We start from the raw sequence: 17,878 nt of genomic DNA on the forward strand, positions 1-17,878 counted from the left end.
CCTTACCACGTTTTCCACTGGGCTACTCCGTTCCGCAAGTCGGTTTCCAACTCTACTTTATCGCGGAGCGTGTCCATGGGCTTCCAGAAGCCGTGGTGCTTGTAGGCCTGCATCTGTCCATCGGCGGCAATGTGCTCCAGTGGCTCCCGCTCCCAAATAGTCGCGTCATTCTCGATGTAGTCAATTACGCCCGGCTCACACACGAAGAAGCCGCCGTTGATCCAGGCGCCGTCGCCCTTGGGCTTCTCCGTAAAGGAGGTTACCTGGTCTTGCTCACCAAAATTCAGGGCCCCGAAGCGGCCACTGGGCTGCACAGCCGTAACGGTACAGAGCTTTCCGCTTTGCTGGTGGTACTGCAGCGACTCTTTGATATTTACATTCGACACCCCGTCGCCGTAGGTTAGAAAGAAGGTTTCGTTGCCGATGTGCTGCTTCACCCGCTTAATACGGCCGCCCGTCATGGTTTCTAGGCCAGTATCTACCAGCGTGATGTTCCAAGGTTCTGCAAAGCTATCATGTACCTGTAATGAATTCTCCTTCAGGTTGATCGTTACGTCTGACTTGTGCAGGAAGTAGTTGGCAAAGTATTCTTTGATAACATAGCCCTTATACCCGAGACAGATAACGAAGTCATTAAAGCCATGTGCTGAATAGATTTTCATGATATGCCAAAGAATGGGCATATCACCAATTTCTACCATTGGTTTAGGCTTGAGCACTGTTTCTTCGGAAAGGCGAGTACCTAGGCCACCAGCAAGAATCACAACTTTCACAGGAGGAATTTGAATAAAGTTTATCTATTAACTACGCCTTGTCAGAGGAGCAGCATTATTCTAGTTTAAGCTACAAAGCTAGCTATTCTCATGTTAGCAGTTTACTGCAGTCAGGTAGGCAGCCATAGACAGTAGACTCTGGCTTGCTAAAAGGGCCTTTACTATAGGCATAGAAGTTTAATGAGTAGTAGCAAAAAACTGCTTTATACAAGCACAAATAAAAGTTACCTGCTCAAACGTCATTCCGGGCCATAGAGGAAGACTTAAGCTAGTGCGGGCCAGTTCTTCGGCAATCGGGAACTGCCCCTCGTGAAATCCTAACGCTTGATAGGCTGGCTGCAAATGCGGAGGAATTGGATAATGAATAAGCGTTTCTATTCCTTTCTCAGCCAAGTATTGTTGCAGCGCATCACGGCGAGTGCTCCGCACTACGTACACATGGTACACATGTGTACTTCCGGGTGCTATTTGTGGTAGCACGAGATCGGCTACATCCATTAATATTTTAGAATACCACGCTGCAACTTGTTGGCGTTGCTCAGTCCAGCAGGCCAAATACGGTAGCTTGACTCGTAATACGGCTGCCTGCAACTCGTCCAGCCGCGAGTTGTATCCTACAAGCTCGTTGTGGTATTTCTGACCGGATCCATAATTACGCAGTTTGGTTAGATGCTGAGCAAGACTTCTATCATTAGTTGTTATGGCACCAGCATCCCCTAGAGCACCCAAGTTTTTACCGGGATAAAAGCTAGTAGCATTCATATGTCCAAAACTTCCGGTAAGCTTGTCTTGATAGGTAGCACCCTGGGCTTGCGCGTTATCTTCTACTACTGCCAGCTGATACTGGTGCGCCACCTCCATAATAGCTTTCATCTCGCAGGCTTGCCCATATAAGTGCACTGGCATGATAGCACGGGAGCGACCAGTAATTGCCATCCGCAATTTATCTGGATCCATGTTGGCGGTAAGTAACCGGGGCTCGACGGGTACAATTGTAGCGCCCACATAAGATATAGCCAGCCATGAAGCTATGTAAGTATTGCTTGGAACCAATACTTCATCACCGGGCCCGATGCCTAACGCACGCAGAGATAGGTGCAGTGCATCAAGCCCAGTTGCTACCCCTAGTACATATGCCACAGAATTAAAGGCCGCGTATTCTTGCTCGAATTGCTTTACCTCCTCCCCTAGCACATACCAGTGACTATCGTATACTCGAGCCATGGCTGCTAAAATCTCAGCTCGAATAGGATCATGTTGACCAGTGAAAGAGAGAAAAGGAATTTTCATAGCGAGTCAGCTGACGTTGTACTTCGAGCAGTTGAAGGCTTTGGCTCGGCCACTTCCTTAACCACATACAGTGGCCGGTTGCGGGCAGCATCAAGGCCCCGCCAGACGTACTCGCCAATGATACCGAGCGCCAGCATCTGAAACGCAGAAACGAATAGCAGCACCACCATGAGCGACGACCAACCAGTGGGTTCTGATGAACCTAGCAGGCGCAGGATGATAATATACGTGCCATAGAGCAGTGCCAGTGTACCCAGAAGCATACCCGCTGTTGATATCAGCCGAATAGGCAGAAATGAGAAGGATACAAAGGAGTCAACGAACAGCTTGATCCGCTTCGCCAGCGTCCAGCGTGAGTGGCCTAGCTGGCGTGGGCGGCGCACATATGGGATGCTTACGTACGGGTAGCCTAGCCACAGCATTAGGTAGAATATATTACTGTTGCGCTCCTGCATTTTTAAGACTTCCACTGCCACCTGCCGGTCAAACAATGCAAAGTCAAAGCCTCCAGAGGGAATGTTCGGCAGAGCAAAGCGTTTCATAAGCCAGTGAAAGGTAGCTGCCAAGAAACGCTGCACCCCCGTTTCTGGCCGATCTTGCCGGTTACCAATCACGAGTCGTATGCCTTGCCGCCAGTAGCCGTACATCTCGACCAGCAAGGATAGTGGATCTTGTAAATCGGCGGCCAATACAGCTATACAGTCTCCAGTGGCATGTTCTAGGCCAGCTACCACGGCATTATGTGCTCCTACGTTACCGGCTAACTCCACTACGCATACCCGGTCGGGGTAGAGGCTGCGTAAGTGGTGCAGCGCTTCCACTGTCTTGTCGCCAGAGCTATCGTCTATAAAAACATACTCGAAGTTAACTTCTGCGGGAAACCGCGCTTCATTTGCAATTAACTCTGCTCCTGTTACCGGAATATTTGACTCATTGAAGTAACAGGGAATAATGAGAGAAATCTTGGGCATGCTGGCAAGATACGCAGCAATACAATTTGCTTAACCGGCACCTTATAGCCTCAAAGAAGCTTATTCAGCGGCCAGACCAACTAAGAATGTGCGTTACGGCAGCTAAACGAAACCCTAACTTTTCTTTGTTGCGAATAATTGCTTTGTTAGTAGCCTGTGTAGTAGAAACTATAGCCTCTACCCCATGCTCGTGTGCTCTATGCAATGCTTCGGCCAGCAGTTTGCGGCTCCACCCTCTGTTCTGAGGCCCTACCGCCATAACTACCGGGCGTCCTATTTTTAGGCCTAACGTGGCGGTATGTACTTGCTGATAATTTACGGTGATAAAACTATCCAATGGAATTCCTATTTCATCAGGAACTAGCACATCATCGCAGTAGCCATTCACGGCAGCTGCTGCGTAGGCCCCCAGAAAGGCATCGGCCTCTACTTTAGAAAAGAATGGGTCTGCATGAAATCGATCAAAGGGGTTAGCATTCTCTGCGGCAATGCTACTAAGCAATGTCTGCTCTTGAGGTATGGCTGATCTAACTGCATAGCGCTCGGGTGGAAGTGCCGCCAGATGTTCATGCACATATTGCAGCCTGGTTTCCACTAACAGCCACTCTGAGTGGCCTAGAGCCTGCAGCACCTGCGTATCTTCGGCAGGAATTTCTGTTATGCAGTGCTGAATGCCCAGAGAAGCAAGATGACGAGTAAAGCTCCGACAAGCAGCACGTAGATTTCTGGCGCTATCAAATAAGATAGCTCGGAGCTTAGCCATAGGTCGTTTGAAGAAGGCAGAGTCCCAACGCAGGTCAGTATACAAGAAGCAGCAACCGTTTTCGCTGTACCAACAATGCTCATCTACACCACTTCCAAACTGTAGAAGTTGAGTACGCTCCAACTGCCAAGAAGCCGTCGGATCTGGCAGTTGCTGCAACATGTGGTACGGAGAATAAAAGGGCAGTAGCGCTGCCCTCTCATTTAGTAGCCATTCCCTGGTGGTCATGCTTGTTTGAATTCGGAGTAGTCGCGGATGTAGTCAGTGGCATCATATAAGGTAGAGGCTAGTGCCAGCTGTACTGCCGTGTGCGAGTACTGCATGGTATGCCAGCAGTAAGGTGGAATATACACTCCCTGATCGGGTCTCTCTAGCACAAAGGTTTGTATCTCGCCGTCACGCAGTTCCGTCATCACTATAATGCGCCCCGATACGGCAACTAGCACCTGCGCAGTTTGGTGATGAGCATGGCGTCCGCGCACAATGCTTTCGGGCGTATGATACGTCCAAAAAACTCGCTTCACCTCAAATGGAATGGAAGCCACTACTTCCCCTACCGATATATAACCAATATCAGGGGCGCCCACCTTAGGAAAATCAAGTAGATACGGCTTAGTCATGCACTACAGCGTGTTGTTCTTACCCTCAAAGAACGTAAAAAGCCGGCTGCCTGAGGCAGCCGGCTTTTTACTACACGTTTTTAGTGGCTTAGAAGGAACGTGGGGTATTATTCACCTGCCCGGCGGTAACGCCCTGCACATGCTCTTTAAAGTATTCCAGCGTCCGGCGCAGGCCTTCAGCCCGACCTACTTGAGGCTCCCAGCCCAAAATTTCCTTAGCCTTAGTGATATCCGGCTTGCGTTTCATTGGGTCATTCTGGGGAAGTTCCTGGTAAGTAGGTTTAAACTCCACGCCCATCAGGTTGGCAATTTCCTCACCGAACTCTTTAATGGTGATTTCATCGGGGTTGCCAATGTTCACAGGCAATGGATAATCGCTCAGCAATAACCGATAAATACCCTCAATGAGGTCATCAACGTAACAGAATGAACGAGTTTGTGAGCCGTCACCAAACACCGTCAGATTTTCGCCGCGCAAGGCCTGCGAAAGGAATGCTGGCAATACGCGACCGTCGTTGAGGCGCATCCGTGGACCATAGGTGTTAAAGATGCGTACGATGCGCGTTTCTAGACCATGGTGGTTATGGTAGGCCATTGTAATAGCCTCCTGGAAACGCTTAGCCTCATCATAGCAACCGCGAGGACCAACGGGGTTTACGTTGCCAAAATATTCCTCTACCTGAGGGTGAATTTCAGGATCTCCATATACTTCAGAAGTGCTGGCAATCAGCATACGAGCTCCTTTCACGCGAGCTAGGCCTAGCAAGTTGTGCGTACCCAAAGAACCTACTTTCAGCGTCTGAATTGGGATCTTAAGGTAATCAATAGGCGATGCTGGCGAAGCAAAATGGAGGATATAATCCAGCTTACCAGGCACGAAAACAAATTTGGATACGTCGGCGTGGTGAAACTCGAAGTCCTCTTTACCGAACAGGTGCTCGATATTAGCCAAGTCACCAGTAATGAGGTTATCCATGGCAATGACATGGTATCCTTCGGCCAGAAACCGGTCGCAGAGGTGAGATCCTAAGAACCCCGCTCCACCAGTAATCAGTACGCGTTTTTTATCAGACATAGTAGGTAGATTAGAAAGTTGACGGCTTTGTGTACAGCTTAACAGAAGGCTTATGCTTCTTTCAAAGCCGGCTCATGATGGGCTGTACGGATACCAATGCAATGGTAAGCAAAGCCGGCTTCCTTCATTTCCGCCGGGTCATAGATATTACGACCATCAAAGATCACTTTTTGCTTAAGTAAACGCCCTACTACCTCAAATGAAGGTGAGCGGAACTCCGGCCATTCAGTTACGACAAGCAAAGCATCAGCATCAACGAGAGCGTCGAACTGATCTTTTGCGTAGGTAATGCTGTCACCAAGCGTATGCTTTGCTTCGGGCATTGCGACCGGATCGTAAGCCGAAACTGTGCAGCCTTCAGCCAACAACTTTTCTATAATTACCAAGGAAGGAGCCTCGCGCATGTCGTCTGTCTTGGGTTTGAAGGAAAGGCCCCAAATGGCCATTTTCTTGCCTTTCAACTCCGATCCAAAGTGTTTCTTTACCTTGCTGAACAGCACTTCTTTCTGCGCCTCATTTACGCCCTCTACGGCCTGCAAGACTTGCATTTTGTAGCCATTCTCAGACGCTGTTTTAATTAGCGCTTTTACATCCTTAGGAAAGCACGAGCCGCCATATCCTATACCAGGGTAGATAAACTTGGTGCCAATGCGGGCATCTGAGCCAATGCCTTTGCGCACCATGTTCACGTCGGCCCCCATAATCTCGCACAGATTGGCAATGTCGTTCATGAACGAAATCTTGGTTGCCAGCATCGAGTTGGCAGCATACTTGGTCATCTCCGCGGAAGGAATATCCATGAAGATAATAGGATGACCATTCAGCAGAAATGGCTTGTATAAGCGGCTCATCATTTCCTCTGCCCGCTCAGATGCAACACCAATTACAATACGGTCAGGCTTTAGGAAGTCGTCAATAGCAGCACCTTCTTTCAGGAACTCTGGGTTGGAAGCCACATCAAACTCAATGTCTTCACCACGCTTAGCTAAAGCTGTTTCTATTTCCTTACGCACCTTAGCCGCCGTACCAACAGGCACTGTGCTCTTGGTTACAATAACTGCGTAGTTGGTCATATTCTCACCAATGCTACGGGCTACAGCCAGTACATATTTTAGATCAGCAGATCCATCTTCGCCGGGAGGAGTGCCAACAGCAATGAATGCAACATCACAATCTTTGATAGCCTCACCAATATTGGTAGAAAAGTGTAACCGGTTTGCCGCGACGTTGCGAGAAACCATTTCCTCCAAGCCCGGCTCGTAAATGGGCAGAATGCCTTTGTGGAGGTTGTCAATTTTTTTCTGGTCAATATCAATGCATGTTACATCGATGCCAACTTCTGCGAAGCATGTGCCTGTGACAAGACCTACATACCCGGTACCTACTACTGCAATTTTCATATGAAAGGGAAATATGAGAAAGGGGGCTACTTAAGTTGAGACATTTGTCTCTTGGCATTATAATACTGATTCATTACATCAATCATTCTCCAAGCATATAATATCATAAAGGGTTCAGCATAGTAGCGCCATCTATATCCAACAAAATACAGCAATGTAACAGCGAATGAGCCAATAAATGGTGCAATTAAAATAAAATCTTCTTCATATACACTCTTGGTTAAAATTAAATACAGAACCATGCTAATAAACAGTATATGAACAGCAAAATTTATAGGATTATAAAAACTAGATGTTCGCACTATTTCCAAGTTTTGAGGAATAAAATATATAATAGATTTCCTAACCAACAAAACGACCTCTTGCAATGGATTAGATTTAATCCATTGAACAGCTAATTTTTTTCTTGCAATACTCTCTTCAAATTCATTCATATTATCAATACCAACTATATTTTCGTGAGCGTATTTGTATATAGGACTGCTCTTTTCACGCCAATTACCCATCCAACTTCCTCTAGCGGTAGGATTATGACCTTGTAATAGTTCATATCCAGATTGGGTGCTTAGAATATACTCACCAAATAAATCTTTATTTTTAATCAACACTGGAATATGTACTATACTTACGATAACACTAATGATTGAGAGAGATACTGCAAGGCCATAACGCCTCTTAAACAAATTCATGACTGTAGATAAAAAAAACAAAATTACATACACAGATAATACATTAGACTTAAAAATACAGCTTATGCAACTAAGTAATAATAGCAATAGAAAATCATTTAGCTTCATTTCTCCTTTTTGATACGTATGTACAAGCAAGAAAACTGTTATGACTAGCATTGGCATAACAAAGTTTTCATATGTTATGCAAGTACCTACATAAATAAGCACCGAAGGATAAAACAAATAAGTAAGAGTAGCGAAAAAAGCTACTCTACCATTTAAAAACTTGACACATAAATTATAAAAATAAAAAGCCGATATAAAGAACGTGAACAAAGAAAAAATACATATAAACAAACTCCAAGCATTTTTACTTATTCCGGCTTGAATAAGCCACTTGTAGATAAATACAGGAGTAGATGCATGGAAAGCAGAAGGCTCATATATACCATTTCTTAGCACAGTATACCCATGCCCTTCAATGTAATTTTTAGCTATGTAAAAAACCCCTTCATCATCAGGGTTCAAAAGCAGACTCCCTTTATATATAATGAAAAAAAGTATTATTCTAATGAATATCGATATCAAAGCAGCAATTGCTATTCTGCTGCTCATTTTTGCATCGACAAGCATATTATTTACCGATACCATATTTTATAATACAATATATTGCCCTGAATCCGTCACGCCACCCGATTTTCTTTCCCTCAGCATATGTTCGCCCATAATAACTAATACCTACTTCATAAATACGGACATTAGGAATCTTGGCAATTTTTGCAGTTACTTCTGGTTCAAAGCCGAATCGGTTTTCTTCAAGTTTTAAATTTTGGACTAAATCACGGCGAAATAACTTATAGCAAGTCTCCATATCTGTGAGGTTCAAATTGGAAAATGCATTAGAAAGCATTGTTAACCAGTGATTCCCGATGCTATGCCAGAAAAACAAAATGCGGTGAGGCTTCCCACCCATAAACCGTGAACCATACACAACATCAGCCATTCCACGTAATACAGGACGCAGAAGAATATTATATTCTTCTGGATCATATTCTAGATCAGCATCCTGGATAATAATATAGTCTCCAGTAGCTTCCCGTATACCTGTATGTAAAGCAGCTCCTTTACCTTGATTTACCTGGTGCTTACGATATTGAATAGGCAACTCTGGATTAGCCCTCATGTAGCGTCCAATAGCTTCTTCGGTATCGTCTTTTGAACAGTCATTCACAATAATCACTTCTTTCTCGATTCCTCCTATCAACTCTACAGCCTTAACATGATCTAAAATCAGATGAATAGTAGAGCCTTCATTATAAGCTGGAATGACAATGGAGAGCTTTTTAGGCGGAAAATGCACAGTATTCCCTGAGTTGGTTGTAGTATTGATCATCAAGAAGTTGGTAAAATCGAAGTTGAAAAACTGTGGATAATTAGCTTATCATCCATTTTTTCCACCACCACTGAAATACAATCAATGCCCAGATACGGGCATGTACATCACTAGGGCTGCGCGAAAACAATTGCGTTTTTAGCGCTTGGATAGCTGCTACATCAAATACTCCTTGTGCTTCGATAAAAGCATCAGAGAGCAGGTCATCTTCAATCAGCGGGCGTAGCTCACCACGGAACCACTTTAATAAGGGGACTTCGAACCCGTGCTTTGGGCGCTTATATAGCTCTTCCGGGAGCATGGGGCGGAAGGCATCCTGCACTATTTTCTTCTTCATGTTTGCGTCGATTTTACTTTCGACGGGCAAGGAGAAGGCGAAGTTGACCACGTTGGGGTCCAGGAAGGGAGGACGCACCTCCAAGGAATTAGCCATACTCATCAGGTCCACCTTCGTGAGCATGTCGTAAGGCAGTACCATCTTCGTATCGGCGAGCAGAACCTCATTGAGGTCACCGTCGCTGTGCAGGTCCTCCAGCAGTTCTTTTCGGCGCTTATCGGCTAGCTTTTTTCCTACTTTACGGCGGGCGGAGGCACTAAGCAGGTTACGAGCATCTTTCTCAGAGGCAAAGGAGGCCCAATCCCAGTAGCGGTCTTTGGGTCCACTAAGCATGCCGCGGGAGAAGCGTTGAAACTGACGGATTTTATTGCCGAAGAAAGAATTACGTGACTTTGGCAGGATATCCCACAGCAGGTTTAGACCAGTTACGGCTTCAGCTTTAAACCCACCCTGGCGAACCTGAAATTCGCCCATGTGCTTATTGTAGCCGCCAAAGAGCTCATCAGCGCCATCACCAGATAAGGCTACGGTAGCTTTCTCACGGGTACGTTTACTAAGAATATAGACTGCCAGAGCTGATGAATCAGCAAAAGGCTCATCGATGTAGTTCAAGACATCGAAGATATGATCGTAAAGATCCTGATTCGTCAGCGAGAAGACGGTGTGGTTCGTCTTGTACTTATCAGCTACGAGCTTGGCGTACTTCGTCTCATCGAAGAAAGGCTCATCGCGGTAGCCGATACTAAACGTATTCAGGTGAGGCGTATGACGCGACGCCAGTGCAACGATGACCGAGGAATCAATACCTCCACTTAGGAAAGCGCCAAGCGGCACGTCGGCAACCAGCCGGCGGGCAGTAGCGTCATCGAGCAACTCCACTAGCTTCTTCTGTTGCTGCTCGTACGTTAGCTTATTCTTCTCAACCTTTTTAGGGTCGTAGGGGATCTTGTACCAGCGCTTGCGAACTACCTTTTTGCCTTTTATATACAGATAATGGCCGGGCAACAATTTTTTAACGCCTTTAAAAATTGTTGCTGGGCCAGGGATGTAATTAAGCTGTAGATAATGGCTGAGGGCTACGTAGTCCAGCTTACGCGGAATTCCCAGTGCTAATAGCGACTTCATCTCTGAGGAGAAAAGAAGCTTGTCCTCATCACGATAAATGAGCAGGGGCTTCTCCCCCATCCGGTCGCGGGCGATAAAGACGGAGTCTTCTTCCTTATCGTAAATAGCAAAACCGAAGAAGCCATTCAGCTTTTTGATAAAGCTGCGCCCTTCAGAGATGTACAGGCGTAGAATTACCTCAGTATCAGTCTGCGAATGGAAGCGGTGGCCTTTGCTAATTAGCTTCTGGCGCAGCTCTTTGAAATTAAAGATTTCGCCGTTGAAGACAATAGTATAACGACCTGATTCATCCGTCATGGGCTGATTACCATCGGCGGTGAGGTCAAGGATAGCTAGACGACGAAAGCCTAGGCCACACCGGTCATAGACGAAGTGCCCCTGCGAATCGGGGCCTCGGCTAATGATAGCGTCGGTTGAGGCGTGCAATGAGGCCAGCGCGCTGCGGCCTGCGTCAGTAAAGGCGAATACTCCGGTAATTCCACACATAGGGCGGGCAAAAGTACGAACTATCAGGACTTGAGTTCGGAAAAACTACGGCCGCCGCTCGCAACCAAAGCCGTGCCACGTTAGTACACCCTGTAGATTCTCTCCCATCCTTACCTCGACCATAGCCATGAATTTACAAGATCAATTGACTCTGCAGCAAGAGTTTGAAGCGGCTGTTTCGCGTGTAGATAACCTTCCCGGTGACCAAGCCGCCGCACATATGACGGACCTCTACGGCTTATATAAGCAAGCGACAGATGGTGACCATGACGCTGAACGTGACGAAGTAGGCGATGATACGCCCGATAACCCGGATGGCCCCAAAGGTCTTTCGCAAGCTCAATGGGATGCCTGGAGCAAATACAAAGGGGTCAGCCATGATGATGCCCGTCGTCAATATATTGCAAAGGTGGCCGAAATAGCCGGTCCAGTGGGGGAATCGACCACAGTCATTACGGGCAACGGACAACCCGCTACTGGGTCTCAGGTGGGTGGAGCTGATTCCAGTTCCGGACCCGAGGTTCAATCGAATGACAATACTACGCTCTCGCAACAGCCGACCTCACAGCCGGGCATATCCCAAGGAGGCCTACGTGGTGACATTACAGCAGGTGCGCCCTATGGTGGCGAAGACAAGTTAAAAGGCGATCAAAGCTAATATTTGCTAAAACACCTTTTTGCGATACTCACAAAAAAGCCTCTCATGATTGAGAGGCTTTTTTGTGGGAGAAAAACCCAAAACAGGTTAAAATATTTTCCCAGGGTTCATTATGCCTCGCGGATCAAATACTTGCTTGATGCCGCGCATTAGATTGAGCTGCGCTTCCCCGATGGCAATACCGATGTAAGGCTTTTGTACTAGGCCTATCCCATGCTCACCGGAAATAGTCCCTCCTAGGCTCACGCATAACCGAAATAACTCCCGGATTGGCTCCTGTAGGCCACGATGCCACATCTCATCATCCAGCTCGCCTCGGATAATATTGACGTGCAGGTTGCCGTCGCCGGCATGACCGTAGCAAACCGAGTTAAAGCCGTAGCGGCTTCCAATTTCTTTTACTCCTTTTAACAGCGTGGCCAGTTCGGCACGAGGTACTACCGTATCTTCTTCCTTGTAGACGGAGTTATAGCGAACGGCATTCCCAATGTTACGACGAATGCGCCACAGATCATCCTTCTGAGCTGCCGTATCGGCCAGCAGAATTTCGTCTACGTCGTACTTTTCCAGCACTGCATACACAGCTTCCGCTTCCTTATATAGTTGATCCAAGTCCTGCCCATCTAATTCGATAAGCAAATGCGCCCGAATATCGGCTGGCAAACTGAGCGGGATGTTGAGGTAGCGCGATGACCATTCAATAGCCTCGCGCTCCATAAACTCTAGGCCAGATGGTACAATGCCAGCTCTGAAAATAGCCGAAACGGCCGTAGCGGCTTCGTTCTCATCGCGGAAGGGTGCTAAGAGAAGAAGATTCTGCTGTGGATAAGGTAGCAGTTTGAAAACAATGCGTGTAATAACACCCAGTGTACCTTCAGAGCCGATCAGTAGCTGCGTAAGATTATAGCCGGTGGCGTTCTTTAGCGTGTTAGCCCCGGTCCAAATGATTTCCCCGGTGGGCAGTACTACTTGCATATTCAGCACATAGTCCTTCGTGACGCCATATTTTACTGCTTTAGGGCCACCACTGCTTTCACTAAGATTGCCCCCCAGAAAACAGCTGCCCTTACTAGCGGGGTCTGGAGGATAAAAGAGGCCTACTTCTTTTACAGCATTCTGAAACACTTCCGTAACTACCCCAGGCTCTACGGTTGCCTGCAGGTTGCGCTCATCAATTTCAATGATGCGGTTAAGTCGCTCAGTGCTTAGCACTACCCCATGATGAATGGGAAGTGCCCCACCCGATAGGCCAGTACCAGCACCACGGGGAGTAACGGGAATGTGATACTCGTAGCACAACCGTACAATTTGACTTACCTCTTCGGCGTTTGCCGGGCGCACCACAACGTCGGGAGCAAAGTGTAAGTCTTCTGTATGGTCGCGGCCATAATCAGCATAGACGTCCGCTTCTACGCGCTGGGCTGTGAGTACGTGCGCCTCACCAACGATGGCCTCAAACTGGGCGATTAATGATGGGGTTAAAACTTGATATTCCATATATAGAGGAGCAAAATGACCTGTTCACCTATCTTTGCACCGATGCGGGAACACGTTACGAAGGTACGGCATTCGGCGCACTGGCGCCGGTGGCTGCCAGTGCTACTGATAGGACTGCTAGGTTGGCTGGCTGCGTGTAGCGGTGCCAAGAAGGTAAACTACCGAAACGGCCGATATTACTCGGCCCGAGATATGGCTCGGATCAAGGCCAACGAGCGACGACGCGGTATTTCACCCGCCAATAAGTCGAAAGCTAAGATAGCTACGGCAGCTGGTAAGAGCAAAGTAGTGGTGAAACGACCTAACGCGCGACCCACCCCAGCTAACTTGAGGCGTGAAATTGCTTCCGTTATTGAAACGGCTCGCTCATTTGAAGGAACACCTTACAAATTTGGTGGTACTACTCGGCTCGGCATGGACTGCTCCGGGTTATTGTTCATGTCGTTTGCAGCCATCAACGTAACCATTCCCCGCTCTAGCAATGAGCAGGCGCTGTGGGGAGACCCAGTGAAGCCCCAGAACCTACAACCCGGCGATTTGGTATTTTTCGGAGGTTCGCCTGGCAGTTCAACTATTACTCACGTTGGTTTAGTAACAGAAGCCTCAGATGAGAGCGTGCAGTTCATTCACTCTTCCAGCTCTTTAGGTGTAATCGAGAATGCGTTAGAATCGGATTACTATCTAAGCAGATTCATTAAGGCAGTACGACCAAAGTTGTGAATTTGCCTCTTACCTTTGTGCCCGAAAACAAACCTTGTGTACCAGAAGAGTTTATAGAAACTCGACGGTAGCTCAAAATATAGTAGAGTCTTTTACTTCTTAGTAGCCTTTCACACAGCACTTTTTCACCAATCCCCCCTTTATGAGACGCAATCTTTACGCCTCAATGGCCATGGTGCCACTGGCGGTCTTGTCAGCCCACTTAAGCTGGGGCCAGGCCACGACCACCTCGGCGATGAACGGTATTATTACCGATAAGTCGGGAGCGGGCCTGCCTGGTGCTACGGTTATTGCCGTGCACACTCCAACAAACACGCAGTACGTTGCTCCTACTAACTCGGAAGGTCGTTTCAGCCTGCAGAACATGCGCGTGGGTGGCCCTTACACCATCCGCGTAACTTTCATCGGCTATAAGGAGGCAGTTCGTGAAAACATCTTCCTGACGCTAGGACAGAACCTGCGCCTCGATATCAACTTGAGCGACTCGGAACAGACGCTGGGTGAAGTAGTAGTACGGGGCAACGACACCCGCTCGGTACTTAATGCTGAGCGTGCTGGTTCTACTACGAACATCAGCACGCAGGAGATTCAGCGTTTGCCCACTATTCAGCGTAGCTTGAATGATTTTACGCGTCTGACGCCTCAAGCAAACTCTGGTAGTACTGGCGCAATCGGTGGTGGTAACTTCCGTCAGAACAATATCACCATTGACGGTGCGGACTTTAATAACAACTTTGGTATTGGGGGTAACCTGCCAGCAAACGGCAACCCAATTTCACTGGACGCCGTGCAGGAGATTTCAGTTAACGTAACTCCTTTCGACGTACGTCAATCCGGTTTCATTGGTAGTGCTATCAATGCCGTTACTCGCTCTGGTAGCAACGACTTTTCTGGCTCAGTTTACACTTACTGGCGTAATCAGAATCAACAAGGTAACAAGGTTGGCGACCAAACTTTCATTAAACAGGATCTGAACGAAAAGCAGTATGGTTTCCGCTTCGGTGGTCCCGTAATTAAAGACAAGCTTTTCTTCTTTGTTAATGCAGAGAAACTGGACCGTACTAGCCCAGGCCAGCAAAACGTAGTTGCCACTGCGGGCCAGGTGTATGGAGCTGCTGGTACGCCCAGCAACGTAGTACGGCCTTCAGGAGCATTCCTCGACGAGGTAAGTTCGTTCCTACGTGAGAAATACGGTTACGAAACTGGTCCTTATCAAGGATACTCGTTTAAGTCTGACCGTACCACTCTACTAGGCCGTGTTGACTGGAACATTAATACTAACAACCGCCTCTCAGTTCGCTATAGCCAAGTAGAAAGTAAGTCGCCGAGCTTTGTGAGTACCTCACGCAGCCCACTAACAGCTTTCTCTAATACCCGGACAAGTAATTTTGCCCTGCCGTTCTCCAACTCCAACTACTTTCAGGAGAGCAACTTTTATTCACTGGCAGCTGAATTGAACTCCACTATTAGCGGGAGGTTCTTCAATACCCTGCGTGGTACCTATACCCACCAGAAGGACCCTCGCAGCTCAAACAGTGAAGTGTTCCCATTTGTAGATATTCTCGATGGAACGCGTAATGCAAACGGCACCTATACCACGGGGGTAAACCCACTCACCTCTTTTGGTTATGAGCCCTTCACTTTTGGTAACCTGCGTGATGTGGAAACGTACTCGGCGGTAGACTATGTTAACTACACGGCGGGTATCCATAACCTTACGGCAGGTGTTCAGTTCGACTTACAGAGCACGAAGAATGGCTTCCAGCGCTTCGCTACTAGCTATTACACGTATAACTCATGGGATGAATTCAAAGCTGGAGGGCAGCCCCGTGATTTCGCACTAACCTACTCATTACTACCTGGCTACGAGCAGGCATATCCTCGCTTTAAAACTGCTCAGTACTCTGCCTATGCGCAGGATGAAATTAACTTGAGCGAGAAGTTACGCGTTACAGCTGGCTTACGCTTGGAGTTGAACTCTTACCTGAATGTTAAAGAAATTCAGACGCATCCATTGGTAGCTGGCCTACGCTTCGCTAACAATGAGCAGATTGACACGGGTGTTCTACCAAAGAACCGCGTATTGTGGTCGCCCCGTATCGGTTTCAACTATGACATTAAAGGTGACCGGACCCTGCAGTTGCGTGGTGGTAGCGGTATCTTCGCTGGCCGCGTACCCACAGTATGGATTGTGTCGCAAGCAGGTGATGCTGGCTTGATCCAGTTTACGACTACTGCATCAGGGGCTGACGCTCCTAAAGAATTTAACCCTGACCCAGCGGCTTATCGCCCTTCGACGGTTCCAACCCCTGGCACACAGGTTCCTGCTACCCTCAGTGCTACCGACCGAAACTTCCGCAACCCACAGGCTTGGAAGAGCAGCTTAGCGCTTGATGTCCAACTACCATTCGGCATCGTTGGTACTCTGGAAGGTATCTACAACAAGGATCTCACAATAGCATTGGGTCGTAACCCCAACTTAGTAGATCCAACAGCCTTGAATACTGCGGGCTACCCAGATAACCGCCCAGTATATCCAGTATTGAACCGTGACCGATTTATCAACCCCTTAACGTCGTCTACAGTAAGCGCTACCAACCCGGTGCCTAACCAGCCCGTCCGGACTGGCGACACCCGTGGTACGCAAGCCTTCAATACGGTAGTTCTTTACAACCGTCACCAAGGCTATTACTTGTCAGGAACTGCCAAACTGGAAAAGCGTTTCGATAACGGTCTCTTCGCTTCGGTAGCCTACGTACGTACCCAGCAGAAGGTATTATTTGATGGTGGTGGTGACCAGTTGCTGAATACTTGGTCAGGTACTCCTATCGTGAACAATTCGAACGATCCGGAACTAAGCTATTCTGGCTTCGCTGTACCGGATCGGGTGATTGCTTCGCTTTCTTACCGCAAAGAGTATATCGGTCACTTGGGTACTACTCTCTCAGTATTCTACGAAGGCTCTTCACAAGGTCGCTTCTCGTATATCTATGGAGCTGACTTCAACCGTGATGGTCAGACCAATGATTTGATCTACGTACCGAAAGATGGGTCAGAAATTATCTTTACTGACTTCAACTATGGTACTACTGCTGCGCCAAACATTGTTTCGGCCGCACGTCAGAAGGAGTTGTTCTTCCAGTACATTGACCAAGACGACTATTTGAAGAAGCGCAAAGGTCAATATGCTGAGCGCAACGGAGCTAAACTTCCTTGGCGTAATCAAGTTGACATCAAGTTTGCACAGGATTTATTCACGGATCTGGGTGGTAAGAAAAACACACTACAATTCTCGCTGGATATCTTCAACTTTGGCAACCTTCTCAACAAAGACTGGGGCTTGGTACAACAGTTCAACAATGCCTCTATCCTTGTTCCAACTAATACAACGGCTCCGTCAAGTAACCCAAACTTGCCGGTTTACACGGCTGGTGGCACGGTTAAGCCTACCTTCCGTCTAGCTACAGACCGTAGTCAGCCCATTACCAATACGTTCCGTTACAACAACGCTCTGGCCTCTACTTACTACATGCAGTTTGGACTGCGTTACATCTTCAACTAAGCTTAGTTGATTAAGTACCTGAAGAGGGTTGACGTTTTCGTCAGCCCTCTTTTTTTGTCCTTTACGAAGTCAGCATTACACGCTTAGGAGGCTCAGCTGTAAACAGCAGATATCATTGTTCTTGCTGGTTACTCAATAACTTATCTTACAGACTGAAGACTTTATAATAGTTCAGCTTTTGTATTTTTCTACAGTTGGGCTAGCCTTGCTTTTCTTTGTTTTCTCGAATCCAGCTAAAGAAGTTGTCGTAAATGGAGGGAAACTATTTCCTCCTTGCCATGCCATTGCACCGCGAACTAGATAAGAAGCTCAGCAAGACCTTTGAACCCTCATCTCGAATTGATGATGTATTTAAAGGGTATGATATCACCTTCGTGACAAACGAACACGGAGAGCCAGTAACCCTGTTCTTTGGTAAGCGTCGGCCTGACGGGTTAATTGCGGGGGAGCGATACACCCGTACTATAAAACGCCAACCCGGTAGCCTGGAAGTCAAGTCCAGCCATTGGGACCTACGTGGAAAAATAATGGCCTAAG

Annotated in this window: 15 protein-coding genes; 4 read left to right on the top strand and 11 right to left on the bottom strand. The window is 47.5% G+C overall.

Features of this window, described 5'->3' with window-relative positions:
- Positions 1-2: 2 nt before the first annotated feature.
- The 10 genes from rfbF to asnB form a co-directional block, all read right to left on the bottom strand.
- Positions 3-773 (bottom strand): glucose-1-phosphate cytidylyltransferase, encoded by a 771-nt coding sequence (gene rfbF, locus EU557_RS04260; RefSeq protein WP_135529155.1) that lies wholly within the window; start codon positions 771-773, stop codon positions 3-5.
- Between the two features lie 177 nt (positions 774-950).
- Positions 951-2,063: a DegT/DnrJ/EryC1/StrS family aminotransferase gene (locus EU557_RS04265; protein ID WP_135529156.1), complete on the bottom strand. Its 1,113-nt coding sequence runs from the start codon at positions 2,061-2,063 to the stop codon at positions 951-953.
- Complete coding sequence (locus EU557_RS04270) at positions 2,060-3,034, bottom strand: glycosyltransferase family 2 protein (protein ID WP_135529157.1); 975 nt, start codon at positions 3,032-3,034, stop codon at positions 2,060-2,062. The genes EU557_RS04265 and EU557_RS04270 overlap by 4 nt, the downstream gene beginning before the upstream one ends.
- A gap of 64 nt (positions 3,035-3,098) precedes the next feature.
- Entirely contained in the window at positions 3,099-3,959 is an 861-nt protein-coding gene (locus EU557_RS04275; protein WP_135529158.1) for a GNAT family protein, read from the bottom strand.
- Positions 3,960-4,021: 62 nt separating this feature from the next.
- Entirely contained in the window at positions 4,022-4,417 is a 396-nt protein-coding gene (locus EU557_RS04280; protein WP_135529159.1) for a sugar 3,4-ketoisomerase, read from the bottom strand.
- Positions 4,418-4,505: 88 nt separating this feature from the next.
- Positions 4,506-5,492: a UDP-glucuronic acid decarboxylase family protein gene (locus tag EU557_RS04285; protein WP_135529160.1), complete on the bottom strand. Its 987-nt coding sequence runs from the start codon at positions 5,490-5,492 to the stop codon at positions 4,506-4,508.
- A gap of 50 nt (positions 5,493-5,542) precedes the next feature.
- Positions 5,543-6,892 carry a UDP-glucose dehydrogenase family protein gene (locus tag EU557_RS04290; protein ID WP_135529161.1) on the bottom strand — a complete coding sequence of 450 codons (1,350 nt, stop codon included), beginning with the start codon at positions 6,890-6,892 and terminating at the stop codon, positions 5,543-5,545.
- Between the two features lie 26 nt (positions 6,893-6,918).
- A complete protein-coding gene (locus EU557_RS04295; protein ID WP_135529162.1) occupies positions 6,919-8,196 on the bottom strand; it encodes a hypothetical protein in 1,278 nt (425 codons plus the stop codon).
- A 1-nt stretch (position 8,197) separates the two neighbouring features.
- Complete coding sequence (locus EU557_RS04300) at positions 8,198-8,956, bottom strand: glycosyltransferase family 2 protein (RefSeq protein ID WP_135529163.1); 759 nt, start codon at positions 8,954-8,956, stop codon at positions 8,198-8,200.
- A 40-nt stretch (positions 8,957-8,996) separates the two neighbouring features.
- Complete coding sequence (asnB, locus tag EU557_RS04305; RefSeq protein WP_135529164.1) at positions 8,997-10,904, bottom strand: asparagine synthase (glutamine-hydrolyzing); 1,908 nt, start codon at positions 10,902-10,904, stop codon at positions 8,997-8,999.
- Between the two features lie 127 nt (positions 10,905-11,031).
- Here asnB and EU557_RS04310 point away from each other — a divergent pair, with 127 nt between their 5' ends.
- A complete protein-coding gene (locus EU557_RS04310; protein WP_135529165.1) occupies positions 11,032-11,562 on the top strand; it encodes an acyl-CoA-binding protein in 531 nt (176 codons plus the stop codon).
- 87 nt (positions 11,563-11,649) lie between these two features.
- Here the strand turns inward: EU557_RS04310 and EU557_RS04315 are convergent, their stop codons facing one another.
- Entirely contained in the window at positions 11,650-13,059 is a 1,410-nt protein-coding gene (locus tag EU557_RS04315; RefSeq protein WP_135529166.1) for an FAD-binding oxidoreductase, read from the bottom strand.
- A 192-nt stretch (positions 13,060-13,251) separates the two neighbouring features.
- On the opposite strand from EU557_RS04315, the gene EU557_RS04320 reads away from it, so the two are divergent.
- The 3 genes from EU557_RS04320 to EU557_RS04330 all read left to right on the top strand — a co-directional run bounded on the left by EU557_RS04320 (position 13,252) and on the right by EU557_RS04330 (position 17,877).
- Positions 13,252-13,779: a C40 family peptidase gene (locus EU557_RS04320; protein WP_135529167.1), complete on the top strand. Its 528-nt coding sequence runs from the start codon at positions 13,252-13,254 to the stop codon at positions 13,777-13,779.
- Between the two features lie 142 nt (positions 13,780-13,921).
- On the top strand, positions 13,922-17,341 hold the full coding sequence (locus EU557_RS04325; protein ID WP_135529168.1) for a TonB-dependent receptor: 3,420 nt from the start codon (positions 13,922-13,924) through the stop codon (positions 17,339-17,341).
- A 278-nt stretch (positions 17,342-17,619) separates the two neighbouring features.
- A complete protein-coding gene (locus tag EU557_RS04330) occupies positions 17,620-17,877 on the top strand; it encodes a hypothetical protein (protein WP_135529169.1) in 258 nt (85 codons plus the stop codon).
- The last annotated feature ends 1 nt before the right edge of the window (position 17,878 follow it).

This window comes from Hymenobacter wooponensis, from assembly GCF_004745865.1.
GTDB classification, from domain to species: domain Bacteria; phylum Bacteroidota; class Bacteroidia; order Cytophagales; family Hymenobacteraceae; genus Hymenobacter; species Hymenobacter wooponensis.